The organism is Staphylococcus sp. 231237_7MaSpsaltlick (genome assembly GCF_043107035.1).
On the sequence record NZ_JBICNX010000009.1, the window covers coordinates 160,036 to 184,460 of the forward strand.

The window sequence follows — 24,425 nt, forward strand, 5'->3', positions numbered from 1 at the left end:
AAATCGTCTATTTTAGGTAGACTTTCTTATTAGAATATTTTTGAAATGAGTTGATAATTTTTTCAATGAAGATGGATTTGAATATGTCGCTTCATTTTTAGGATAATAGTAGATATTTTCATTCTTATATGCTGATTGATTTTTCCAAAGTGACGAATTAGTGAAACTGTCTTTTATAGGTTTGCCATCTTTTGTTGGAATTAGTACGTAATCAGCTGCGTAGTTATTATATTTTTCATATGCTATTTTTTTAAAACCATTTTCAGATAACTGTTCTTTTGCATTTTTAGGAAATGAAAACTTATATTCTTGATATATAATGGGGGTCCCTCTACCGAAATTTTCGCCAAATATTGAAAGTTGCTTTGGTTGTATTTCCATTACGGTGAATGTTTTATTTTTACCAATGTTCTTTTTTATATCTTGACCATCTTGGTGTAATTGATTTTCTAAATCTTTAATTTGGTTTTTAGCTTTCTGTTCTTTATTTAAAATTTTTCCAATTGCAAGATGCATTTCTTTGTATGAATAATCATTATACTTTATAGGAATTGTTGGCGCTATTTTTTGATATTTTTTAATTTTTGAATTAACATCATAAGTTATAATTAAATCGGGTTTTAATTTTGCAACGCTTTCTACATCTTCTGAACCTACACGTTTAGCACCTTTTTCATTTATATATTTTGATTTTGGAAAGTCTGCATTAACTCCGACAGGTTTATTGCCTAAATCTTTAAAGTTACCGTAATTTGAAGTTAGGACTACAATTCTTTTTGGGTTTTTAGGTATTTTAATTTTTTCTCCAGATTTAGTTTGAAACGTTTTGGTTTCTTTATTTTCTTTATTTTCCTGATCGCAAGCAACTGAGATTAATAGTAAAGAAAATATTAAAAAAAGTATTTTTTTCATTAAATCATTCCTTATAATTATTTAAATTAATTATGAACTAATTGATATTGATTATCAATAAAAAATGTGAAGATATAAAAGAAATAATTAAAATTTATTTTTTCATCATAAATGTTTACATCTTTATACTTAATTTATTTGTTACAAAGACCTAATCGATATAATTTTTGAAACTTAATCAGATGATTAATAAAATGGAATTTATTAAATACGTTGAATAAACTTTAGATAGAACAGGTTATAATAAGTATAGGGTTCTCTATTAGGCGCCAAAATCTAATATCGAAGTTACATATTTTAGATAAACAGAAAAACGAAAAGTTACGCAAAGTTTCACAATTATAGATAAAAGTTTTATTGTTCCAATTTATCTGAATATACTAGTGGCTACATTTTAATCTAATAACCAATGTAATAATAAAAACGAAAAATTTTAAGTGAAATTAAGTACTCGTTCAGATGAATAGGCGGGCGCTTATAAGGGCAAAAAAGGCAGGTTATATAAAATAGACTAGATAATCTCAGACGATTTAATTTTATGAAAATCAGAATAATCATCTAATGTTTATATGAAATAATCAATTGAACGAGTAGCTAATTAGGACAAAATAAACTTATGCCACTCGTTTTTGTATAACTCAAACTATAATATTAAAATACTTATAAAAACGTAAGAAATATATAATTTAATAATATTTACAAAAAAATAATCAAATTTAACTTTGCATTTAATATTGAATGAAGGTATATTAAGGAGTAAGGAGTCCTACTTAAATTGCTGACAATTTGAAATAAGCTTGTAGCATAAAATGAAATAAAGTTTATTATCCGGTGTTGAAGTTGCTTTTTAAAATTGATGATTAAGGAGTTGTGCCTATGAGTTTGCTTAGTAATAGAGAAGCGGTTGGCTTAAGCATAGTAGAATTATCAAATCGCATTACATCTTTATATAATACGTCACTTAGTCCAGAAATGATTGAATTAATAGAAGAGAAAAAAGTGAAATTAAATCATCAAGACGCGCAAATATTAGCAGAATTTTTTAATACAACTTCAGAGGAAATGTTTAAATAAACAATATGAGTAGTTCTAAATAGGATATTAGTATACATAACTATTTGAGAATATACTAAATCAAAGGGGTAAATGCTTATGAAATACAACGAATTTAATCAACCTATTGGTGATAAACTAGAAGATTTTCGAGCGCCCAATTTACCGAATGTAACATTAATAGAAGGTCGATATTGTCGCTTAGAAAAGTTGAAACCAAAACATAGCGAAGGCTTATATGCCCATTTTGGAACAGTTGAGGATTTGCCTAATTGGACTTATTTACCTGATGAACAACCTCAAGATATAGAAGCGTTTAAAGTATACTTAAATAGAAAAGTTGAATCCAAAGATCCATATTTTTTTGCGATTGTTGATAGCCAAACAGAACAAGCAATGGGTATGGTTGCTTTGCTTAGAATTGATCAGTCAAATGGTTCCATTGAAGTTGGGCATATTCATTATGCCAATATTTTAAAACGAACACGTATCGCGACTGAAGTTCAATTTTTATTGGCTAATTATATCTTCGAAACGTTAGGCTATAGAAGATATGAATGGAAATGCGACGCACATAATGAACCTTCTATCAAAGCTGCAAAACGTTTAGGTTTTAAATATGAAGGTATCTTTCGAAATCATAAAGTTTATAAAGGACGCAATCGAGACACTTGTTGGTTGTCCATCATTGATAGCGAATGGCCGAAGTTTAAACAACAATATGAAAAATGGCTAGATGAAAAGAATTTTGATGAATTTGGTAATCAAATTTATCGTTTGTCTATCTAATATTAATCTTTAATATATATAAAGATAATATGAAAATGAATCAGTTTTTAAGAGATGATTTTATCAAATTGTGATAAAATCATTTTTTTATATTGAAAATAATAGTAACAAAATAACTTAATGCGCGCATTGGAAAGGGATAAACCAATACATATATATGAGATATACTATAATCTTAAATTTGAATGTATGATGCAATTTCTATTAAAATAAGTTATAATGATATGATGAATTTTTATGAGGAGATATAATTATGACAATTAAGCAGCTTGTAACAAGCAAACACCCAATACTTAAAAAGACGATACCAAGCGTAACTCAATTTGATAAACGATTAGAGCAACTATTATTAGATTTAGAAGATACGATGTATGATGTTGAAGCATCTGCAATTTGTGCGCCGCAAATAGGTATTGAACAAAAAGTAGCTATTATAGATATGGAAATAGACGGTTTGTTACAACTGATTAATCCTCAATTAGTCAATGAATCTGATGAAAAAGTGACAGATTTAGAAGGTTCCATTAGTGTGCCAAATGTATTCGGTGAAGTAACTAGAAGTAAAATGATTGTGGTTAAAAGTAATGATAAACATGGTAATGAAGTAGAAATGACAGCATATGATGATATTGCTAGAATGATTTTACATATGATTGATCATTTTAATGGCATATTATTTACAGAACGTGCAGAGCGTATTTTAGACGAAGCTGAGATGGAGGCGTATTTTGACAATGAGTAAAATTATCTTTATGGGAACACCTGATTTTTCAACAAAAGTATTAGAAATGTTAATTGCTGAACATAATGTGATTGCTGTTGTAACACAACCAGATAGACCAGTAGGTAGAAAGAGAACATTAACACCACCGCCAGTTAAAGAAGTGGCAGTGAAACATGGCTTACCAGTATACCAACCAGAAAAATTAGCTCAATCAGAAGATTTAGAGAAACTTATTTCATTAGATGCAGATTTAATTGTCACCGCAGCTTTCGGACAAATTTTACCAGAATCATTATTAAATGCTCCTAAATTAGGCGCAATCAATGTACATGCGTCATTATTGCCGAAATACAGAGGTGGAGCACCAATACACCAAGCGATTATAGATGGTCAGAAAGAAACAGGGATTTCTATTATGTATATGGTTAAAAAATTAGATGCAGGAGATATTATCTCTCAGCGTGCAATTGCAATAGAAGATCAAGATAATGTTGAATCAATGCATGATAAATTAAGTTTCTTAGGTGCAGACTTATTAAAAGAGACGTTACCTTCAATAATAAATGGTACAAATCAACGTATAGAACAAAATGAAGCCGAAGCAACATTTGCATCAAACATTAGTCGTGATCAAGAAAAAATAGATTGGTCGCAATCAGCCGAAGCAATATACAATCATATAAGAGGTCTTTCACCCTGGCCAGTCGCATATACAAAAATGGACGATGGTAACTTAAAAGTATATGCTAGTCGAATTGAGCAAGGTAAAACAGGTGAACCTGGAACAATTATAGAAACAACGAAAAAAGCAATTATTGTTGCTACAGGTTCTGATGATGCTATTGCATTAACAGATATACAAGTTGCAGGTAAAAAACGTATGTTAACTGCAAACTATTTAAGCGGAGTACAAACTGCGCTTGTTGGGAAGGTACTATCATGACAATAGATACAAATGTAAGGTTATTAGCATTTGAAACAATCCAAGATATTATAAATGATAAAGCTTACAGTAATATTATTATTAACGAAGTATTATCAAATAATGAATTAAACAGAGCAGACAAAAGTTTGTTTACAGAACTTGTATATGGCACGTTGAAAAGAAAATATACATTAGATTATTTCTTAAAACCATTTGTACAGACAAAACTTAAAGGTTGGGTAAGACAATTACTTTGGATGAGTATTTACCAATACGCGTACTTAGATAAAATACCTGAACATGCTATCATCCATGAAGCAGTGGAAATAGCTAAATATAAAGGTGGACCACATAATGGAAACGTAGTTAACGGTATTTTAAGAAATATGATGCGCAGTGAGTTACCAGACTTTACGGAAATTACAGATGATAAGAAGAGAATTGCTATTGAATATAGCTTACCTAAATGGTTAGTCGATCATTGGGTTACACATTTCGGCTTAGAAAAGACAGAAGAGATTGCACAATCTTTCTTAGATAAAGTGTCAACAACTGTTCGTGTTAATCTAACAAGAATTACTGTTGATGAAGCAATTAGAAGATTAACAGATGATGATTATATAGTAGAACTAGATAAAGAAATTGATACTTGCTTGCATATTAGTGGTAAGCCAATTATTGAATCAAGATTATTTAAAGATGGGCTGGTGTCTATCCAAGATAAAAGCTCGATGTTCGTTGGCGAAATTATGTCATTAACAGAAGGTGACAAAGTACTCGACGCATGTAGTGCACCAGGTGGCAAAGCTTGCCATATAGCTGAAATATTAAACGGTACAGGTCATGTTGACGCGACTGATATCCACGAACATAAAATTGATTTAATTGATTTCAATATTAAAAAATTACGTTTATCTAACATTTCTGCTTTTGAACACGATGCAACTGAAAAATATGATAAAGTGTATGATAAGATTTTAGTTGACGCACCATGTAGCGGCTTAGGTGTATTAAGACATAAACCTGAAATTAAATATGAACAATCACAACATTCTATTCAATCATTAGTTGAAATTCAATTAGAAATTTTAAATAATGTGAAAGATAGCGTAAAACCAGGCGGCACAATTATTTATTCAACTTGTACGATTGAACAAATGGAAAATGAAAATGTAATATACACGTTCTTAAAAGCGAATAAAGATTTTGAATTTGATGCTTTTGAACATCCAATAACTGGCGAAAAAGTGAAGACAATGCAAGTGTTACCTCAAGATTTCAACTCTGATGGCTTTTTCATTACTAGGATAAAAAGAAAGGAAACTTACTAAATGATAACTACAGAAAAGAAAAAAAAGAATAAATTTCTTCCCGATTTTGAAAAGCAATCAATTTTTTCACTGAGATACGACGAGATGCAAGAATGGTTAGTTAATAATGGCCAACAAAAATTCAGAGCAAAACAAATTTTTGAATGGTTATATGAAAAACGTGTAGACAGTATTGATGAAATGTTAAATTTATCAAAAGAATTAAGAGAAGTTTTAAAAGACAGTTTTACTATGACTACGATGACAACAGTAGTTAAACAAGAAAGTAAAGATGGTACAATCAAGTTCCTTTTTGAGCTACAAGATGGTTACACAATCGAAACGGTATTGATGAGACATGAATATGGTAATTCAGTATGTGTAACAACACAGGTTGGTTGTCGTATTGGTTGTACTTTTTGTGCTTCTACGTTAGGTGGATTAAAACGTAACTTAGAAGCGGGCGAAATTGTTTCACAAGTATTAACGGTACAAAAGGCATTAGACGAAACTGAAGAACGTGTATCTCAAATTGTAATTATGGGCATTGGTGAACCATTTGAAAATTATGATGAAATGATGGATTTCTTGAAAATTGTTAATGATGATAATGGACTAAATATTGGTGCGCGTCATATTACAGTTTCTACTTCAGGCATTATTCCACGTATTTATGATTTTGCTGATGAAGATATTCAAATTAACTTTGCAGTTAGTTTGCATGGTGCGAACGATGAAGTTCGTTCACGATTAATGCCTATTAACAGAGCTTATAACGTTGAAAAGTTAATGGAAGCAATCAATTATTATCAAGAAAAAACAAATAGACGTATTACTTTTGAGTATGGTTTATTTGGTGGTGTTAACGACCAAGTAGAACATGCTAGGGAACTTGCGCATTTGATACAAAAATTAAATTGCCATGTTAACTTAATTCCTGTAAATCACGTGCCAGAAAGAAATTATGTTAAGACTCCAAAAGAAGATATCTTTAAATTCGAAAAAGAGTTAAAACGACTAGGTATAAATGCAACAATTAGACGTGAACAAGGTGCAGATATCGATGCTGCATGTGGGCAACTAAGAGCTAAGGAACGAAAAGTAGAAACGAGGTAGAGACATGCTAAATGCACAATTTTTTACTGACACAGGACAATATCGTGATAAAAACGAAGATGCTGGTGGCGTTTTTTACAATCGTACAGAACAACAATTATTAGTGCTTTGTGATGGCATGGGGGGTCATTTAGCAGGTGAAGTAGCTAGTCAGTTCGTAACCAAAGAGTTACAGCAACGATTTGAAGAAGAAAATTTAATCGAGGCAGATCAAGCTGAAACTTGGTTGAAGACAACCTTAAAAGCTATTAATCGAGAACTTTATGACAAATCAGTAGAAAACCCAGAGTATCAAGGTATGGGTACAACTTGTGTTTGTGCTTTAGTATTTGATAACTATGTGGTCGTTGCAAATATTGGAGATTCACGTGCTTACTTAGTAAATAGTAGAGAGATTGAGCAAATTACAAATGATCATTCTTTTGTGAATCACCTTGTTATGATTGGCCAAATCACTGCTGAAGAAGCATATACGCACCCACAACGTAATATCATTACAAAAGTAATGGGAACAGATAGATTGGTGACACCAGACATTTTTGTAAAAAAGACAAAGTTTTATGACTATCTCATGTTGAATTCTGATGGTTTAACAGACTTTGTGCGTAATCATAAAATACAAGAAGCGTTGCTTCAAGACAACGAATTAGAAACACAAGGTCAATATTTGATTGAACTTGCATTAACGGAAGGTACAAACGATAATGTAAGTTTAGTTTTGGCTGAGGTTGAAGGTGATAAAGTATGATAGGCAAAATAATTAATGAACGTTACAAAGTAACCAAACAACTTGGTGGCGGTGGAATGAGTAGAGTCTATCTAGCTGAAGACTCGATTCTAAAGCGAAGTGTCGCAATTAAAGCTATTAGAATTCCATCAGGTGAAAAAGATGAAGCAATTAAAAGGTTTGAACGAGAAGTACATAATTTAACACAACTATCTCACAATAATATTGTTAACGTTTTTGATGTAACAGAAGATGATGAAAACTTCTATTTAGTTATGGAATATATTGAAGGTTTGACATTATCGGAATTCATTCAAAAAAATCATCCTTTAGATGTTGATATAATATTGAATTTTATAAATCAAATTATCAATGGTATTAAACACGCCCACGATACAAAAATTGTGCATAGAGATATTAAGCCACAAAATATTTTAGTGGATAAAAATCAAACATTAAAAATATTGGATTTTGGTATAGCTAAAGCTTTAAGTGAAACAACAATGACAGAAACAAATCATGTATTGGGTACTGTCCAATATCTGTCCCCAGAACAAGCACGTGGAGATATTACAGATAATGGCACAGATATTTATTCAATGGGTGTTGTATTATATGAAATGCTTATTGGTAAACCACCATTTTCTGGAGAAACTGCTGTCAGTATTGCAATAAAGCATATTCAAGATCCTATGCCTAATGTAACTGATGAACGTTCAGATATTCGTCAAGCTTTGAGCAACGTTGTATTGAAAGCAACTGAAAAAGACAAGATGGAGCGTTACCAATCAGTAAGAGAAATGCAAAATGATTTAGAAACTGTTATGTCAGATGAACGTGTATCAGAAGACAGATACCAATCTTCTATCACTAATACTAAAACAGTACCGATAAATAAATCAGAAATTGCAAACCAGACACGCGAAGAAGACAAAGGTAAAAGTATTAGTGAGACAATGCAAATTCCTATTGTCAATCAACAACAATTTCAATCCAGTGAAGAACATATCTACGCAGTGCCTAGAAAGAAACGTTCTAAGAAGAAGAAATTTTTATATACCTTAATTATTGTTTTATTGTTATTTGGTTTATTCGGCTTTATGGCTATGGGCATGTTTGGTAATAAATATTTAGAAACGCCAGATTTAACAGGGAAAACTGAAAAAGAAGCCGAACATATTTTGAAAGAAAACAAATTACAAATGGGTAAAACCACTCGTGAGTACAGTGATAAATACCCTGAAAATAAAATTATAAAAACGAAGCCTGAACAAGGTGAGCGATTAGAGCAAAACAGTAAAGTAGATATAGTGATGTCTAAAGGACCACAATTAGCTGAGATGCCAAGTCTATATGGCATGTCAAAATCTGAGGCCATAAGTAAGTTGGAAGATTTAGGTATTAAAGATAGTAAAGTTAAACAAGCTTATAGCAAACAAAATGTAGCTAAAGGTTTAATTGAATCACAAAACATTTCACCTGGAGATAAAGTGAAAGTTAATGACAGTAATATTGAATTAATTGAGTCATTAGGTATTAAACAAGTTTATGTTGATGATTATGAAAATAAATCTTTTAAAACGGCTAAAGAAGCGTTGGAATCAAAAGGCTTTAAGGTAGAAGTTTCAGAAGAAAAAAATGATGACAAAGTTAAAAAAGATGATGTTATTAGTCAATCACCAAAAGGTGAAGAAGTAGATGAAGGTTCGACGATATCGTTTGTTGTGTCTAAAGGTAAGGAAGAGTCTAAAGATGATTCTAAGGATAAGGCTGAGGACAAAGATGACAAAGATAAGGACGATTCTAAAGATGAAGAAGCTGCAACGAAAGAATATACCGAAACATATCAAGTGCAATATACTGGTGACGATGATGAAAGCCAGGAAGTTAAAGTGTATATCAGAGATAAAGATGATCAAGGATCATCCGCAGCACAGACATTTAAGATTAAAGAAAACAAAACTATTAAGATACCGATGACAATTGAGAAAGGTAAGACGGCTGGTTTTACTGTTCGTGTTGATGATAAGGTTGTTGCTGATAAAGACATCCCCTATGATTTTTAGCGACACTTAACGAGTGAACGAGTATAGTGTCGCTTATGCAAGAGCAAAGATCTTGCGAACCGATGCAAAGTGAACGCGTTTAGTTTCGCTTATGCAAGAGCAAAGGTCTTGCGAACCGATGCAAAGTGAACGAGTATAGTGTCGCTTATGCAAGAGCAAAGGTCTTGCGAACCAAACAAAGTGAACGAGTATAGTGTCGCTAACAAATTTAACACCAATGTAATCATTTAATTGATTGCATTGGTGTTTTGTATATCATTATATGAGAATAGTTGAGATAGAATATTTAGCTAATGTATTTTTTTACCAATCACTAATTTTTTTATCCAAAATAAACTCAAATAATATTTAATTTAAAAAGGCTTTGCTATAATGTAAAGAGTACAAGTAATTATAAGAGAGGTGCCTAAGTGAAAACAGGACGCATCATAAAATCAATCAGTGGCGTATATCGTGTAGATGTAGAAGGCGAAATGTATGACACTAAACCACGTGGTCTATTTAGAAAAAATAAATTCTCGCCCATTGTTGGTGATGTAGTGGATTTTGAAGTTGAAAATGTAACAGAGGGTTATATTCAACATGTCCACGAAAGAAAAAATGAAATCAAAAGACCACCTGTAAGTAATGTTGATCATCTTATTTTAGTAATGAGTGCAGTAGAACCAGATTTTTCTACACAATTACTAGATCGTTTTTTAGTTATCGCACACTCATATCACATGCGTCCACGCATACTTATAACTAAAAAAGATTTAGCTTCAATTGAAATGCAACAAAAGGTGACACAGTTATTAAATGTATATGAAGACATGGGTTATAAGACTCAATTCATCAGTATCAATGATGATATCGAACATGTTTTTGCGCAATGGGGCGATGGATTAGCCGTATTAAGTGGGCAATCTGGTGTTGGGAAATCTACATTGTTGAATAAATATTTCCCCGATTTAGATATTGAAACACAACACATTTCAAAAGCGCTTAATCGCGGTCGTCATACTACTAGGCATGTAGAACTTTTTGAGAGAACACATGGATTTATTGCAGATACGCCAGGCTTTAGTGCATTAGATTTTGACCATATTCAAAAAGATGAACTCAAAAATTATTTCATGGAAATTCATGAGTATGGCGAATCATGTAAATTCAGAGATTGTAATCATATCAATGAACCTAAGTGTAATGTCAAAATTGAAGTAGAACAAGGTAATATAACACAATTTAGATATGATCATTACGTGCAACTATTTAATGAGATTGCAAATAGAAAGGAAAGATATTAATTGGCAAAACTTTACCCATCTTTATTATCAGCAGATTTTTTAAACTTACAACAAGAATTAAAGGCTTTAGAAGAAGCTGGCGTAGATGGTGTACATTTTGATGTTATGGATGGTCAATTTGTACCCAATATTTCAATTGGTATTCCAATTTTAGATGCAGTTAGAGAAGGAACTCGATTACCTATTGATGTACATTTAATGATTGAGGAACCAGAAAAATATGTAGAACTATTTGCAGAACATGGTGCAGATATGATATCAGTTCATGTAGAAGCTACACCACATATCCATCGCGTGATAGAACAAATTAAGAATGCCAATGTAAAGGCTGGTGTGGTGATAAATCCAGGAACACCGGTAGATGCAATTGTTCCTATTATCAAAATGGTAGATTATATATTAGTGATGACCGTAAATCCTGGTTTTGGGGGACAATCATTTATTGGTGATACAGTTGATAAACTAGATCAACTATCTGAAGTTAAACAAAGGCTAAATATAGATTTTGATATTGAGGTTGATGGTGGTATTAATGATAAAACAGTACAAACCGTGATTGATCATGGTGCAAATATGTTAGTTGCAGGGTCATACTTCTTCAAACAAAGTGATTATAAGTCAGTTACTAAAACATTGAAAGGTTGACGTTAATGAAAGCCAATTTATTATGTGGTAATCGAAATTTACCTAAAGATATACTGGTTGATAATGTTGATGCCGATTGGATTGGTATAGATAGAGGTACATTAATGTTGTTGGAAGCTGGTATCACACCGCAATTTGCAGTTGGCGATTTTGATTCAATTACACAAGAAGAAAAATCATTTATAAAACAACAAATTGAAATAAACCCGTATAATTCAGAAAAAGATGATACAGATTTAGCATTAGGGATAGACCAAGCAGTGCAGAGTGGATATAAAGAAATACATGTGTATGGTGCTACTGGTGGTAGATTAGATCATTTTTTGGGTGCTTTACAAATTTTGGAGAAACCTGAATATGTAGAAAATGATATCGTTATAAAATTGATTGATCAGTCAAATGAAGTTCAATTTTTACAACGAGGTCAATATCATATTGAAATGAATGAGTTGTACCCATATATTTCTTTTATTCCTGTTACATATCCAACGGTCATTACATTAAAGCATTTTAAATATAACCTTTATAGGGAGACGCTTAAGCAGGGGTCAACGTTAACTATTTCCAATGAGATTCAAGCTTCGAATGGGGAAGTGGAGTTAATAGAAGGGAATATATTGATGATACGAAGTAGAGATTAAAATCTATCATTATGTTTTGATAAAGCGTCTGAAAATAAAAAAACCAATCCTCCACATAAGGATTGGTTTTTTCGTGCATTATATTTATTAAACTCTAGTTACTTTACCAGATTTTAAAGCACGTGCAGAAACCCAAACTTTTTTAGGTTTTCCGTCTACAAGAATTCTAACTTTTTGAAGGTTAGCATTCCATCTTCTTTTAGAAGAATTTAAAGCGTGTGAACGATTGTTTCCAGTTGAAGCTTTACGACCTGTTACGAAACATTGTTTGCCCATGAAAGTACCTCCTTTAATAAATATAAATACACGTATCTACTACATACCTAAACAATATACCATAAATAGAAAAATATAACAATATAATGAGAAATTTTTCTGATTTATATGAGTTCTACTTTTGTTAGAACTAAATTATGGTATAATTGTAAACTGTGGATAAATATAGTATTTTATTATTAAACTCATTTTAAATAATTGTTTATTTACAGTTCGTTTCAGAACCATAAACTTAGGAGGCAATTTTATGACGTTAGAAATCACAAATGATTATGGTAGCATAGATATTTCAAACGAAGTAATAGCATCAGTGGTGGGCAGTAAAGCAGTAGAATGTTATGGAATTGTAGGCATGGCTTCTAGACAACAAGTAAGAGACGGTATTGCCGAAATATTAGGGCATGAAAATTATTCTAAAGGCATTGTTGTAAGAGAAGACAATGGAGTGATTGATGTTGATATGTATACAATTGTTAGCTTCGGGACAAAAATATCAGAAGTTGCAAGCAATGTACAATCAACTGTGAAATATACATTAGAACAAACATTAAAAGTAAAAGTAAACTCAATAAATATATTTGTACAAGGTGTGCGCGTCAATAATGGCACGAAGAACTAGGAGGACATTACGCAATGGTTAGCAAAATAAATGGTAAATTATTTGCCGAAATGATTATACAAGGGGCACAAAATTTATCAAATCATGCAGATTTAGTCGATTCATTAAATGTATATCCAGTACCTGATGGAGACACAGGAACTAATATGAATTTGACTATGACATCTGGTAGAGAAGCAGTAGAAGAGAATTTGTCACAACATATAGGTGAACTAGGTAAAACATATTCTAAAGGTCTATTAATGGGGGCTAGAGGTAATTCTGGCGTAATACTATCTCAATTATTTAGAGGATTCAGTAAAAATTTAGAAGAATATGATGAAATCAATGCACAACAATTTGCTGAAAGCTTTAAAGCTGGTGTAGAAACAGCATATAAAGCAATTATGAAACCAGTAGAAGGTACAATTTTAACGGTTGCTAGAGACGCAGGAGATGCCGCAATACGTAAAGCTAAAGAAACTGATGATTGTATTGAATTGATGACTTATATTTTAGAACAAGCAGAAATTTCTCTTGAAAACACACCTAATTTATTACCAGTTTTAAAAGAAGTAGGTGTTGTCGATAGTGGTGGTAAGGGCTTAGCAGTGGTTTATGAAGGCTTCCTAAAAGCATTAAAAGGAGAAAAAGTATCCGCACAATCACCAAAATTAGACAAAGATTCATTGGTAAGTGAAGCACATGATTTTCATGGTGTAATTAATACTGAAGATATTGAATACGGTTATTGCACTGAAATGATGGTTCGTTTTGGTAAAAATAAAAAAACTTTCGATGAACAAGAATTTAGAGAAGATATGAGTACATTTGGTGATTCTTTATTAGTAATTAATGATGAAGAAATAGTTAAAGTACACGTACATACTGAAAAACCAGGTAATGTATTTAATTATGGTCAAAAATATGGTGAATTAATTAAATTAAAAGTAGAAAACATGCGTGAGCAACACAGAGAAGTTGTGAAAAAAGAGCAAAACAATCAACCTGTATCTCAAAGTGATGAGAATGAAACTGTTGAGACTGCTGTAATTGCTATATCTATGGGGAATGGTATTTCTGAAATATTTAAATCGATGGGCGCAACTCATATGATTAGCGGTGGTCAAACTATGAACCCATCGACAGAAGACATAGTGAAAATGATTGAACAATCACAATGTAAACGTGCAATTATTTTACCAAACAATAAAAATATTCTTATGGCAAGTGAACAAGCTGCCGATATTGTTCAAGCAGAAGCTATTGTTATTCCTACAAAATCTATTCCTCAAGGTATCGCTGCATTATTTAACTATGATGCGTCTGATTCACTTGCCGATAATAAATCTCGCATGATTGAATCATTGGAAGCAGTTAATTCTGGTTCAGTTACTTATGCTGTTAGAGATACTAAAATAGATGGTGTTGAAATTAAAAAAGGTGCATTTATGGGCTTAGTAGAAGATAAAATTGTTACTAGTGAAGATAATGAGTTTGATACTGTTAAAGGCTTGCTATCACAAATGATTGAAGAAGATAGTGAAATCATTACTATGATTGTTGGTGAAGATGCGGATGAGTCTGTTACTGCTGAAATTGAAACATGGGTTGAAGAAACTTACCCAGATGTTGAGTTAGATCATCATGATGGTCAACAGCCTGTGTATCAATATTTATTTTCTGTAGAATAATGACTTAAACAGTCTTTGTTTTCGACATATTGGTATTTATGTGTATCTAAAAATTAAATGTCATTGCAAATGAACAGTGATGTTGGACAAAGGTTTGACTATAGTTCTATTATAAATTATTTATTAAACGACGGTGTTTTGAGAGCGAGAGTACGAAATCAAATTTAATTTTGATTTCTACCCCGCTCTCGTTTTTATGTAGTTTTTTAGTATAATTGTGTAATTTTGTATGAATTGCAGTCAATTATATTTAAAACTTAAAAAGAACAATACAACCAGTTTTGGTTTATAATGTTTAATGAACTTGTTATAATGAATTAGATGTTTGAGAATGTAAGCGCAACACTTTAGAAACATTAAAAACAAGAGTGGGGTATAATTATGAAATATAAAACAGTTTTCGATATAATTGGTCCTACAATGGTAGGCCCTTCGTCGTCTCATACAGCTGGGGCAGTGAGAATTGGATTGGTAGCAAGAGATTTATTTAATCAATTACCAAATCAAGTTGATATCTATTTGTATGGTTCATTTATGGAAACCTATAAAGGTCATGGTACGGATGTTGCACTTGTAGGCGGCTTGTTAGGCTATGATACTGATGATGATAGAATTCAAACGAGTTTAGAAGCGGCTGAAACGGCTAGAATGAAAGTCAATTTTATAGAAATGGCGGAAGAAAGATCACATCCAAATACAGCTATTATAAATATGCGTAACACTGAAAAGGAGATTTCAGTGGAAGGTGTGTCAATTGGTGGTGGTAAAATTGAAGTCGTGGCAATTAATGGCTTTAATATTGCAATCAGTGGAAATTATCCTGCATTACTGGTGTTCCACAAGGATACATTTGGCACGATTGGTAAAGTAGCTAATATTTTAGGGGATTCAAGTATTAATGTGGGAAGTATGCAAGTATCGAGAAAAGAAAAGGGCGACCAAGCTTTAATGACTTGTGAGTTAGACGATGCTGTAAACAAAGATATTATAGAGAAAATTAAAAACGTCGATGGTGTAGTGACGGTTTCACTCATGGGAGACGCCTAACGGAGGTATTGCATGTTTAAAAGCGTGAAAGAATTAATAGAGATGTGTGAAGCACAAGATAAGAAAATCCATGAAATCATGTTAGAACAAGAAATGGAAGTAACAGGATTATCTGAAGCTGATGTATATGCACATATGGATAAAAATTTACAAACAATGGAAAATGCATTGGATGAAGGACTAGCAGGAGTAACATCAACGACAGGGTTAACTGGTGGAGATGCTGTGTTAATTAAAGAATATTTAAAAACAGGAAAATCTTTATCAGGTGCAACGTTATTAGATGCAGTTAGTAAAGCTGTTGCAACAAACGAAGTGAACGCAGCAATGGGTAAAATTTGCGCAACACCAACTGCAGGATCAGCTGGCGTTGTGCCTGGCGTGTTATTTGGCTTAAAACCTCGCCTTGAGCCTACACGTAAGGATATGCTTAACTTTTTATTAACGTCAGGCGCGTTTGGTTTTGTCGTAGCCAATAATGCGTCAATTTCAGGTGCAGCTGGTGGTTGTCAAGCTGAAGTAGGCTCGGCAGCGGCTATGGCAGCAGGCGCAACAGTTGAACTGGCTGGAGGTACGCCACAACAATCAGCTGAAGCCTTTGCAATTTGTTTGAAGAATATGCTAGGTTTAGTATGTGATCCAGTTGCTGGCTTAGTAGAAGTACCTTGTGTAAAAAGAAATGCTGCAGGTGCTTCTAATGCAATCGTATCTGCAGATATGGCGTTGGCAGGAGTGACATCTAGAATACCTACAGATGAAGTGATTGAAGCAATGTACAAGATTGGCCAAACAATGCCATCTGCTTTGCGTGAAACAGGTCGTGGAGGTTTAGCTGGTACACCTACAGGTCAGCGTCTAAAACAAGAAATATTTGGTGATTAATAATGTCAAAAGTCAATCTAATTGAAAGTCCATTTCCATTATCTCAAATCAAAGGTCTGGGGCCTAAGCGTTTAGCGGTGTTAAATGAATTAAATATTTATACCGTTGAAGATTTAATCTTATATCTACCGACACGTTACGAGGATAATACTGTAATTGACTTAAATGAAGCAGAAGACCAAGCGACAGTGACAGTGGTGGGTGAAGTATATTCTACACCGACTGTCGCTTTTTTTGGTCGTAATAAGTCTAAGTTAACAGTACATCTCATGGTCAATAACATTGCTGTAAAGTGCACTTTTTTCAACCAGCCTTATCTGAAAAAGAAAATCGAACTACATGGCACGGTTACAGTAAAAGGTAAGTGGGATAGAAGAAAGCAAGAAATTAATGGAAATAGAATGTTTTTCAATCAACAGGTTACAGAGTCTGCCCAATTTGAACCTGTGTATCGAATTAAAGAGGGTATTAAGCAAAAACCGTTAAGAGATATGATACGTCAAGTATTAGATCAAGCAACCATACATGAATGGTTATCAGCAGAGTTAAGAGAAAAATATAAGCTAGAAACATTAGAAAATACAATTAAAGCACTTCATTTTGCAACCGATAAATCTTCATTGTTGAAGGCGCGTAGGACTTATGCGTTTACAGAGTTGTTTATGTTTGAATTAAGAATGCAATGGTTGAATAGACTTGAAAAAACTTCGGATGAAGCTATTGAAGTTGATTATGATATCAATTTGGTCAAACATTTTATTGATAGTTTGCCTTTTGAACTTACTGATGCCCAGAAACATAGCGTTAATGAGATCTTTCGTGACTTGAAAGCTCCGATACGTATGCATCGTTTACTTCAAGGTGATGTGGGCTCTGGTAAGACTGTTGTTGCAGCTATTTGCATGTATGCACTGAAAACAGCTGGGTTTCAATCGGCATTAATGGTACCTACTGAAATTTTAGCAGAACAACATGCTGAAAGTTTAGTGGATATATTTGGCGATAGGATGAATGTGGCGTTATTAACGGGTTCAGTAAAAGGTAAAAAACGGCAATTATTATTAGATCAATTAAATAATAATGAAGTTGATTGTTTAATTGGAACACATGCATTAATTCAAGATGACGTGAAATTTAATAATGTGGGACTTGTGATTACTGATGAACAACATCGTTTTGGGGTGAACCAACGACAATTACTTAGAGAAAAAGGTGCAATGACAAATGTACTATTTATGACAGCGACGCCAATCCCTAGAACCTTAGCTATTTCCGTATTTGGTGAAATGGACGTTTCATCAATTAAACAGTTACCAAAAGGTAGAAAACCAATTATTACATCATGGTCAAAACATGAAGCATACGAAAGTGTATTGAATCAAATGACTGCTGAATTGAAGAAAGGCCGTCAAGCCTATGTCATATGTCCATTGATTGAAAGCTCTGAACACCTAGAGGATGTTCAAAATGTGGTTGAATTGTATGAATCATTACAAGCTTATTACGGTACTGACAAAGTTGGATTATTACATGGCAAAATGCATTCCGATGAAAAAGACGAGGTTATGCAAAAATTTAGTAATCATGAAATAGATGTTTTAGTTTCAACAACCGTTGTCGAGGTAGGGGTAAATGTACCGAACGCTACATTTATGATGATATACGATGCCGATCGTTTTGGTTTATCCACACTACATCAGTTGAGGGGGCGTGTAGGTAGAAGTGAACATCAAAGTTATTGCGTATTGATTGCCTCACCCAAAACCGAAACGGGCATAGAACGTATGAATATTATGACGCAAACAACAGATGGTTTTGAACTCAGTGAACGGGATCTCGAAATGAGGGGACCCGGAGATTTCTTTGGCGTGAAACAAAGCGGCTTGCCAGATTTCTTAGTAGCAAATGTTGTCGAAGACTATAAAATGTTAGAAGTTGCTAGAGATGAAGCGGCAGAATTGATTCAAACAGGAGTATTTTTTGAACCACAATATCAAACTTTAAGATCATTTATTGAGAAGAATTTGCTATATATGAGTTTTGATTAATAATGAGATGAATTAAGCACCTTATTTTTAAAAAGTATTTTAATGTAAAATTATATATAAATGTGACGTGTTTTGGCGAACCTCTTGAGGTAACAGGACAAGCTGAAGACTACAGGCTGAAGCTGTCCCCTAAGAAAGCGACCAACAATATGAAGTATTGAGTAAAAAAAGAAGCACTCAGATGAATTGAATTCATCTGAGTGCTATTTTTGGGACTTTATGTCCCAAGCTCTTGGTTTTTATGCCAACATAATGTGATATTAATATGTTAGTTTTGAGCTTGATTTTTTATCATACACATAATCGTGTATTTTCTTATGTTATCTGTGATAGCCACGATTTAGCTACTTCACACCGACATCATTCCATGCTTTTTCAATTGCTTTAGCTTCTTCACTATTATCGCCATATAATTTATCTGCAGCAACAGTGAGTGCTGTTTTAGCATCTTTAAATTGAGCATTTGATGTTAAATACTCTGTGAGTGCAAGATAATAAATTTGTTCTGCTTTATCTTTACCTATATCTGTAATTGTTAAATAAGCCGCCTTGTTTGGTATACCACTATTGGTATGAACGCCGCCGTTATCTTCGCTACCTTTTTGGTATTGATCCATATGTGCTGGTTGGTTATAATCTTCAGGGTTCTTTAGACTTCTTAACGCATCGCCATCTTGATCAGGCGTATAAACGTCTTCGCCCATTAACCAATTATCTGGATCGACAAAATAACCAAATACATCAGAGAAAGATTCGTTTAATGCTCCTGATTGATAGCTATATTCTAAGCCTGCAGTACTTTCAGTTACTGCATGTGTTAGTTCATGCGCAACGATATCACTAGCTCCTGACAGTTCTTTAAATGTTTGGCCGTCACCATCACCGTATATCATATATTGTCCAGTCCACGCAGCATTATTAAAATTCTTATCGTAATTAACGATAGAATTAATATTGCCACTTTTATCGTCATAGCTGTCTCTGCCAAATGTGTCTAAATAGTAATCATATACTTCTTTAGCATAATAATGTGCGTCAACACCTGCTCGTTGAGATTTTTTATTGAAGTTTGTACTGTCATTAGTAATTGGTGACATGGAATACGTCGTATTATTAGCAGTTTTGGTGTCAATTTTTGCCTTTTGAGACGTGTCACGTAGAGTGTATTGATTCTGTGATTGGGTTAAGTTAAGTGGTGATTTTACGTCCCCGTTAACACCAGTACCTTTTCCTTCAGCTGTTGCTTTTTGAAGTGTGTTTTGTTTTTTTATGATTTTCCCTGATGTTGCATCAACTTGAATTTTCCAATGTGCAACTTTAGGAGAAACGTAGTTCAACTCAATATTATAAACTAATTTTTGTTTATCGCTATTTATATCTAAATTATTTTTGCTAACGATGTCATAACCTTCGATATTTTTAACTTCTGATTTTGATTTACCAATTGCTTTAAACGCAGTATCCTCAGCTTGCGTAGAAGTTATTTCGTTAGAATTTTTAACATTTATGTATGGTTTGTCAATACTACCATTAATTAATTTTACATCACCATTTTTATTTACATGTACCTTAAGTGTACTATCACTAGAAGTGACGTCATTAATTTTAGCTTGTAGTGTATAGTGTGTCACGCCAGTTTTGTCCGTATTTTTATTTGCTACTTCATATTGTTTGAAGGCATTTTTATTAAAAGCTTCACTTTTAGTTTTGCTTGAATCTTTAACTAAATCTTGTGCATGTTGATTTAAATATTGTTTTACATCCGCCTCATTTTGAATAGTTGAATTATCTGTTTTTTTAAAGCTCTCAGGTTGTATACTATTACTTTCTTCAGCGTGAATGTTACCAGATGTAATAGCTAATATTGAACTGGTCAATAGCGTGGTAGTGAAAATTTTCTTCATAATATCCTCCTAGGAATGAATAGTGTAAAAATAAACTTCTGAATATTTTAAATATTTTTTAAATTTCAAATTATTTAAGATTATACGGATAATTGATAATTAATTCAATAGGAATTAGCAAAAATAATTATTTATTTGGATTATATAATTTCTGTTTAAAATTATTATATATACATATTTAAATAATGATGTTAAATATTACGTGTTTTTCATAATTCAAACCGACATGAGTAAACAAAATTTCAGCGGATTCATTTTAGGGTCGAATCTTATCATTTAAAAGTTGAAAATCACTTTATTCTACGTATTACAAAATATATTTACTTAAAAGTTATTAAATTAGAACTTACGTATGTTTTTTGTTGAGCAATTGAAAAGGAAAGTGTTATGATATGTTAGGAGTGTTTAAGACTTGGTACTAAAAACATGGGAGTTTGAATGCGATGAAATTAAAAAAACAAGAACGGCGTGACGCAATAAAAAAAGAGATAGCTAAAAATCCGTTTATTACAGATTTTGATTTAAGTACTTTGTTTTCAGTAAGCATCCAAACAATACGGTTGGATCGTACTCACTTAGATATTCCTGAGTTAAGAACACGAATTAAATCTGTAGCTAGGAAAAACTATGAAAGTATTCGTTCTATTGAAGGCAATGAAATCATAGGTGACGTAATCAATGTAGAGCCTGATCAATATGCCAGTTCAATTATTAATATTGATGAAGATTCTGTTTTTACAAAAAATAAAATTGCAAGAGGACATGTTCTATTTGCTCAAGCAAACTCTTTATGTGTAGCACTTATACATAAACCAGTCGTATTAACAAGTGAAAGTAATGTTGTGTTTACCAAACCAGTAAAATTAAACGAAACGGTGCGCGCTAATGCGCAAACCATTGAAATTACAAATAAATTTTATATTATAAAAGTCGAATCGTACGTTAAAGATACGGTTGTTTTTAAAGGAACATTTAAAATGTATTATACAAGTGAGGATGAACAAAATGGTTAAATTAGCGATTGACATGATGGGTGGAGATGACGCACCTGAAATCGTTTTGGAAGCTGTTGAAATGGCGGTTAACAAATTTGAAGACTTAGAAATCATTTTATTTGGTGATAAGTCAAAATGTACTCTAAAACACGATCGCGTAGAAGTACGTCATTGTACAGAGTCTATAACTATGCATGACGAACCAGTTCGAGCAATAAAGCGCAAAAAAGATAGTTCAATGGTTCGTATGGCGGAAGCAGTAAAATCTGGAGAAGCAGATGGATGTGTTTCAGCTGGAAATACAGGGGCTCTAATGTCAGCTGGGTTGTTTATAGTCGGTCGCATCAAAGGTGTAGAACGTCCAGCATTAGTTGTGACGTTACCAACAGTTTCGGGTAAAGGTTTTGTATTTATGGATGTTGGTGCAAACGCTGAAGCGAAAGCAGAACATTTATTACAATATGCCCAACTTGGTAATATTTATGCACAAAAAATCAGAGGTATCTCACAACCTTCTGTAAGTTTATTAAATATTGGAACTGAAGCTGCGAAAGGTAATACATTGACTAAAAAAGCTTATCATTTAATGGAAACACAAAATGATTTCCACTTTACAGGTAATGTTGAAGCTAAAGGATTAATGAATGATGCTGCAGATGTGGTAGTGACTGATGGTTATACTGGTAATATGATTTTAAAAAATTTAGAAGGTGTAGCTAAAGCAATGGGCAAAATGTTCAAAACTACACTTTTAAGCAGCTTAAAAAATAAAATGGCAGCATTAATTTTGAAAAAAGATTTAAAAGGGTTAATGACGAAAATGGATTACGCTGAGTATGGAGGGTCTGTATTACTAGGATTAAATGGCACAGTTGTAAAAGCGCATGGTAGTTCGAGTACTAAGGCTTTTTATTCAGCCATTCGTCAGGCGAAAATTGCCGGTGAACAAAAGATTGTTGAAACTATGAAAGAAACGGTGGGGACACAAGATGAGTAAAACAGCGATAATATTTCCAGGCCAAGGTTCACAAAAAGTCGGTATGGCAAACGATTTATATGAACATGACGAAGTAGCAACATCAATTCTTAACCAAGCACAACAAGCTTTAGACTTCGATATCTTAGAAACAATGTTTACAGATAGTGAAGAAAAACTTGGACAAACTGAGAATACACAACCTGCATTATTAACACATAGCATCGCGTTATTAAATGCGCTTAATGATTTAAATGCAGACTATACAATGGGACATAGCTTAGGTGAATATGCGAGTTTAGTTGCTAGTAGTGTGTTGAAATTTGAAGATGCAGTTAAAATTGTAAGAAAACGTGGTCAATTAATGGCCGAAGCTTTCCCAAATGGTGTAGGTAGTATGGCAGCTGTATTAGGTTTGGATTATGAGGAAGTTGATGCAATATGTAAACAACTCTCAACTGAAGAGGCTATTATTGAACCGGCAAATATTAATTCACCAGGACAAATCGTTGTCTCAGGCCATAAAAATGTAATTGATCAGTTAGTGGCTGAAGGTAAATCGTTAGGTGCTAAGCGTGTGTTACCGTTGGCAGTATCGGGACCATTCCATTCATCTATGATGCAAGTAATCAAAGATGATTTTGCATCATTTATTGATCAGTTCGAGTGGCAAGATGCTCAGTATCCTGTGGTACAAAATGTACATGCCAAAGGTGAAACAGATGCAAAAATAATTAAAGCAAATATGATAGAACAATTATATTCACCTGTTCAATTTATAGATTCAACACAGTGGTTAATTGATCAAGGTGTAGATCACTTTATTGAAATAGGTCCTGGCAAAGTACTATCAGGTTTAATTAAGAAAATTAATAGAAATGTAAAAGTAACTTCAATTCAAACACTAGAAGATGTGAAAGGTTGGAATGAAAATGACTAAAAGTGCGTTAGTAACAGGAGCTTCAAGAGGTATTGGGCGTAGTATTGCTATCCAATTAGCCGAAGAAGGTTATAATGTTGTGGTAAATTATGCTGGTAATAAAGAAAAGGCCGATGCCGTTGTAGAAGAAATCAAGGCTAAAGGTGTAGAAAGTTTTGCTATTCAAGCGAATGTAGCAAATGGTGATGAAGTCAAAGCGATGATCAAAGAAGTTGTCAGTCAATTTGGCTCAGTAGATGTACTTGTTAATAACGCAGGTATTACACGCGATAATTTATTAATGAGAATGAAAGAGCAAGAATGGGATGACGTAATTGATACCAACTTAAAAGGTGTCTTTAATTGTATTCAGAAAGTAACACCGCAAATGTTAAGACAAAAAGGCGGCTCTATCATCAATTTATCAAGTGTTGTTGGCGCGGTTGGAAACCCGGGACAAGCAAACTATGTTGCCACAAAAGCAGGTGTTATTGGATTAACTAAGTCAGCTGCAAAAGAATTAGCATCTAGACACATTACTGTTAACGCTGTTGCACCTGGATTTATCGTTTCTGATATGACAGATGCTTTAAGTGACGAACTTAAAGCACAAATGTTAGAACAAATCCCATTAGCTGAATTTGGTGAAGATTCGGATATTGCTCATACTGTAGCATTTTTAGCTTCTGAAAAAGCTAAATATATTACAGGACAAACAATTCATGTCAATGGCGGCATGTATATGTAACAAATGGACAATTCAATTGTTTGCAAGCTATTGTACATTTAAACATGTCGTTAGTATTTCTAGAGTAATACTATGAATTACTACTTGTATTTCAATTGATAAAATGGGAAAATATAAAAGTCTATAAGTAGACTTTTAAAAGGA

The 24,425-nt window shown here is 32.9% G+C and carries 23 protein-coding genes; 20 read left to right on the forward strand and 3 right to left on the reverse strand.

Features of this window, described 5'->3' with window-relative positions; translation table 11 throughout:
• Positions 1-12: 12 nt before the first annotated feature.
• The gene (locus ACF91D_RS18095) at positions 13-912 is read right to left on the reverse strand and encodes an ABC transporter substrate-binding protein (protein WP_208181568.1); all 900 of its coding nucleotides are present in this window, start codon (positions 910-912) and stop codon (positions 13-15) included.
• Positions 913-1,788: 876 nt separating this feature from the next.
• On the opposite strand from ACF91D_RS18095, the gene ACF91D_RS18100 reads away from it, so the two are divergent.
• From ACF91D_RS18100 to ACF91D_RS18150, 11 genes are all read left to right on the forward strand, one after another.
• Positions 1,789-1,986: a hypothetical protein gene (locus ACF91D_RS18100; protein ID WP_039066813.1), complete on the forward strand. Its 198-nt coding sequence runs from the start codon at positions 1,789-1,791 to the stop codon at positions 1,984-1,986.
• A gap of 78 nt (positions 1,987-2,064) precedes the next feature.
• Positions 2,065-2,754 carry a GNAT family N-acetyltransferase gene (locus ACF91D_RS18105; RefSeq protein ID WP_101050783.1) on the forward strand — a complete coding sequence of 230 codons (690 nt, stop codon included), beginning with the start codon at positions 2,065-2,067 and terminating at the stop codon, positions 2,752-2,754.
• A gap of 253 nt (positions 2,755-3,007) precedes the next feature.
• On the forward strand, positions 3,008-3,496 hold the full coding sequence (locus tag ACF91D_RS18110) for a peptide deformylase (RefSeq protein ID WP_039066810.1): 489 nt from the start codon (positions 3,008-3,010) through the stop codon (positions 3,494-3,496).
• Positions 3,489-4,421, forward strand: a complete 933-nt coding sequence (gene fmt, locus ACF91D_RS18115; RefSeq protein ID WP_327620704.1) for a methionyl-tRNA formyltransferase — start codon at positions 3,489-3,491, stop codon at positions 4,419-4,421. Before ACF91D_RS18110 ends, fmt begins: the two co-directional genes overlap by 8 nt.
• Positions 4,422-4,423: 2 nt before the next feature.
• Positions 4,424-5,734 carry a 16S rRNA (cytosine(967)-C(5))-methyltransferase RsmB gene (gene rsmB / locus ACF91D_RS18120; protein WP_238347251.1) on the forward strand — a complete coding sequence of 437 codons (1,311 nt, stop codon included), beginning with the start codon at positions 4,424-4,426 and terminating at the stop codon, positions 5,732-5,734.
• The gene (gene rlmN / locus ACF91D_RS18125) at positions 5,735-6,829 is read left to right on the forward strand and encodes a dual-specificity RNA methyltransferase RlmN (RefSeq protein ID WP_039066807.1); all 1,095 of its coding nucleotides are present in this window, start codon (positions 5,735-5,737) and stop codon (positions 6,827-6,829) included.
• A 4-nt stretch (positions 6,830-6,833) separates the two neighbouring features.
• Complete coding sequence (locus ACF91D_RS18130) at positions 6,834-7,577, forward strand: Stp1/IreP family PP2C-type Ser/Thr phosphatase (protein ID WP_039066806.1); 744 nt, start codon at positions 6,834-6,836, stop codon at positions 7,575-7,577.
• Positions 7,574-9,622 (forward strand): Stk1 family PASTA domain-containing Ser/Thr kinase, encoded by a 2,049-nt coding sequence (gene pknB / locus ACF91D_RS18135; RefSeq protein ID WP_039066804.1) that lies wholly within the window; start codon positions 7,574-7,576, stop codon positions 9,620-9,622. Before ACF91D_RS18130 ends, pknB begins: the two co-directional genes overlap by 4 nt.
• A gap of 410 nt (positions 9,623-10,032) precedes the next feature.
• Entirely contained in the window at positions 10,033-10,908 is an 876-nt protein-coding gene (rsgA, locus tag ACF91D_RS18140; RefSeq protein WP_039066803.1) for a ribosome small subunit-dependent GTPase A, read from the forward strand.
• Positions 10,909-11,553, forward strand: coding sequence for a ribulose-phosphate 3-epimerase (rpe, locus tag ACF91D_RS18145; protein WP_327620638.1), 645 nt, complete (start codon positions 10,909-10,911; stop codon positions 11,551-11,553).
• A gap of 5 nt (positions 11,554-11,558) precedes the next feature.
• Entirely contained in the window at positions 11,559-12,194 is a 636-nt protein-coding gene (locus ACF91D_RS18150; protein ID WP_101050779.1) for a thiamine diphosphokinase, read from the forward strand.
• Positions 12,195-12,281: 87 nt separating this feature from the next.
• Here the strand turns inward: ACF91D_RS18150 and rpmB are convergent, their stop codons facing one another.
• Positions 12,282-12,470: a 50S ribosomal protein L28 gene (gene rpmB, locus ACF91D_RS18155; RefSeq protein WP_002483503.1), complete on the reverse strand. Its 189-nt coding sequence runs from the start codon at positions 12,468-12,470 to the stop codon at positions 12,282-12,284.
• A 247-nt stretch (positions 12,471-12,717) separates the two neighbouring features.
• On the opposite strand from rpmB, the gene ACF91D_RS18160 reads away from it, so the two are divergent.
• The 5 genes from ACF91D_RS18160 (at position 12,718) to recG (ending at position 18,739) form a co-directional block, all read left to right on the forward strand.
• The gene (locus ACF91D_RS18160; protein ID WP_017724257.1) at positions 12,718-13,089 is read left to right on the forward strand and encodes an Asp23/Gls24 family envelope stress response protein; all 372 of its coding nucleotides are present in this window, start codon (positions 12,718-12,720) and stop codon (positions 13,087-13,089) included.
• A 14-nt stretch (positions 13,090-13,103) separates the two neighbouring features.
• Entirely contained in the window at positions 13,104-14,762 is a 1,659-nt protein-coding gene (fakA, locus tag ACF91D_RS18165) for a fatty acid kinase catalytic subunit FakA (protein ID WP_327620637.1), read from the forward strand.
• A gap of 381 nt (positions 14,763-15,143) precedes the next feature.
• Complete coding sequence (gene sdaAB / locus ACF91D_RS18170; RefSeq protein ID WP_101050778.1) at positions 15,144-15,809, forward strand: L-serine ammonia-lyase, iron-sulfur-dependent subunit beta; 666 nt, start codon at positions 15,144-15,146, stop codon at positions 15,807-15,809.
• Positions 15,810-15,821: 12 nt separating this feature from the next.
• A complete protein-coding gene (sdaAA, locus tag ACF91D_RS18175; protein WP_029377504.1) occupies positions 15,822-16,691 on the forward strand; it encodes an L-serine ammonia-lyase, iron-sulfur-dependent, subunit alpha in 870 nt (289 codons plus the stop codon).
• A gap of 2 nt (positions 16,692-16,693) precedes the next feature.
• Positions 16,694-18,739 (forward strand): ATP-dependent DNA helicase RecG, encoded by a 2,046-nt coding sequence (gene recG / locus ACF91D_RS18180; RefSeq protein ID WP_069792855.1) that lies wholly within the window; start codon positions 16,694-16,696, stop codon positions 18,737-18,739.
• 344 nt (positions 18,740-19,083) lie between these two features.
• On the opposite strand, the gene ACF91D_RS18185 is transcribed toward recG, so the two are convergent.
• Entirely contained in the window at positions 19,084-20,643 is a 1,560-nt protein-coding gene (locus tag ACF91D_RS18185) for a M4 family metallopeptidase (protein WP_101050777.1), read from the reverse strand.
• A 443-nt stretch (positions 20,644-21,086) separates the two neighbouring features.
• On the opposite strand from ACF91D_RS18185, the gene fapR reads away from it, so the two are divergent.
• From fapR to fabG, 4 genes are read left to right on the forward strand one after another with little or no spacing between them, the layout of a single operon-like run.
• Complete coding sequence (gene fapR / locus ACF91D_RS18190) at positions 21,087-21,656, forward strand: transcription factor FapR (protein WP_069793409.1); 570 nt, start codon at positions 21,087-21,089, stop codon at positions 21,654-21,656.
• Complete coding sequence (gene plsX / locus ACF91D_RS18195) at positions 21,649-22,635, forward strand: phosphate acyltransferase PlsX (RefSeq protein ID WP_327620636.1); 987 nt, start codon at positions 21,649-21,651, stop codon at positions 22,633-22,635. Before fapR ends, plsX begins: the two co-directional genes overlap by 8 nt.
• On the forward strand, positions 22,628-23,554 hold the full coding sequence (gene fabD / locus ACF91D_RS18200; protein ID WP_039066792.1) for an ACP S-malonyltransferase: 927 nt from the start codon (positions 22,628-22,630) through the stop codon (positions 23,552-23,554). Before plsX ends, fabD begins: the two co-directional genes overlap by 8 nt.
• Positions 23,547-24,281, forward strand: a complete 735-nt coding sequence (fabG, locus tag ACF91D_RS18205) for a 3-oxoacyl-[acyl-carrier-protein] reductase (protein ID WP_029377498.1) — start codon at positions 23,547-23,549, stop codon at positions 24,279-24,281. Before fabD ends, fabG begins: the two co-directional genes overlap by 8 nt.
• Positions 24,282-24,425 lie beyond the last annotated feature (144 nt).

Bases quoted from the DNA above. Each gene is read 5' to 3' on its own strand.
- ACF91D_RS18095 (WP_208181568.1), bottom strand. From the start codon at position 912: ATGAAAAAAATACTTTTTTTAATATTTTCTTTACTATTAATCTCAGTT.
- ACF91D_RS18100 (WP_039066813.1), top strand. From the start codon at position 1,789: ATGAGTTTGCTTAGTAATAGAGAAGCGGTTGGCTTAAGCATAGTAGAA.
- ACF91D_RS18105 (WP_101050783.1), top strand. From the start codon at position 2,065: ATGAAATACAACGAATTTAATCAACCTATTGGTGATAAACTAGAAGAT.
- ACF91D_RS18110 (WP_039066810.1), top strand. From the start codon at position 3,008: ATGACAATTAAGCAGCTTGTAACAAGCAAACACCCAATACTTAAAAAG.
- fmt (WP_327620704.1), top strand. From the start codon at position 3,489: ATGAGTAAAATTATCTTTATGGGAACACCTGATTTTTCAACAAAAGTA.
- rlmN (WP_039066807.1), top strand. From the start codon at position 5,735: ATGATAACTACAGAAAAGAAAAAAAAGAATAAATTTCTTCCCGATTTT.
- ACF91D_RS18130 (WP_039066806.1), top strand. From the start codon at position 6,834: ATGCTAAATGCACAATTTTTTACTGACACAGGACAATATCGTGATAAA.
- pknB (WP_039066804.1), top strand. From the start codon at position 7,574: ATGATAGGCAAAATAATTAATGAACGTTACAAAGTAACCAAACAACTT.
- ACF91D_RS18150 (WP_101050779.1), top strand. From the start codon at position 11,559: ATGAAAGCCAATTTATTATGTGGTAATCGAAATTTACCTAAAGATATA.
- rpmB (WP_002483503.1), bottom strand. From the start codon at position 12,470: ATGGGCAAACAATGTTTCGTAACAGGTCGTAAAGCTTCAACTGGAAAC.
- ACF91D_RS18160 (WP_017724257.1), top strand. From the start codon at position 12,718: ATGACGTTAGAAATCACAAATGATTATGGTAGCATAGATATTTCAAAC.
- fakA (WP_327620637.1), top strand. From the start codon at position 13,104: ATGGTTAGCAAAATAAATGGTAAATTATTTGCCGAAATGATTATACAA.
- sdaAB (WP_101050778.1), top strand. From the start codon at position 15,144: ATGAAATATAAAACAGTTTTCGATATAATTGGTCCTACAATGGTAGGC.
- sdaAA (WP_029377504.1), top strand. From the start codon at position 15,822: ATGTTTAAAAGCGTGAAAGAATTAATAGAGATGTGTGAAGCACAAGAT.
- recG (WP_069792855.1), top strand. From the start codon at position 16,694: ATGTCAAAAGTCAATCTAATTGAAAGTCCATTTCCATTATCTCAAATC.
- ACF91D_RS18185 (WP_101050777.1), bottom strand. From the start codon at position 20,643: ATGAAGAAAATTTTCACTACCACGCTATTGACCAGTTCAATATTAGCT.
- fapR (WP_069793409.1), top strand. From the start codon at position 21,087: ATGAAATTAAAAAAACAAGAACGGCGTGACGCAATAAAAAAAGAGATA.
- plsX (WP_327620636.1), top strand. From the start codon at position 21,649: ATGGTTAAATTAGCGATTGACATGATGGGTGGAGATGACGCACCTGAA.
- fabD (WP_039066792.1), top strand. From the start codon at position 22,628: ATGAGTAAAACAGCGATAATATTTCCAGGCCAAGGTTCACAAAAAGTC.
- fabG (WP_029377498.1), top strand. From the start codon at position 23,547: ATGACTAAAAGTGCGTTAGTAACAGGAGCTTCAAGAGGTATTGGGCGT.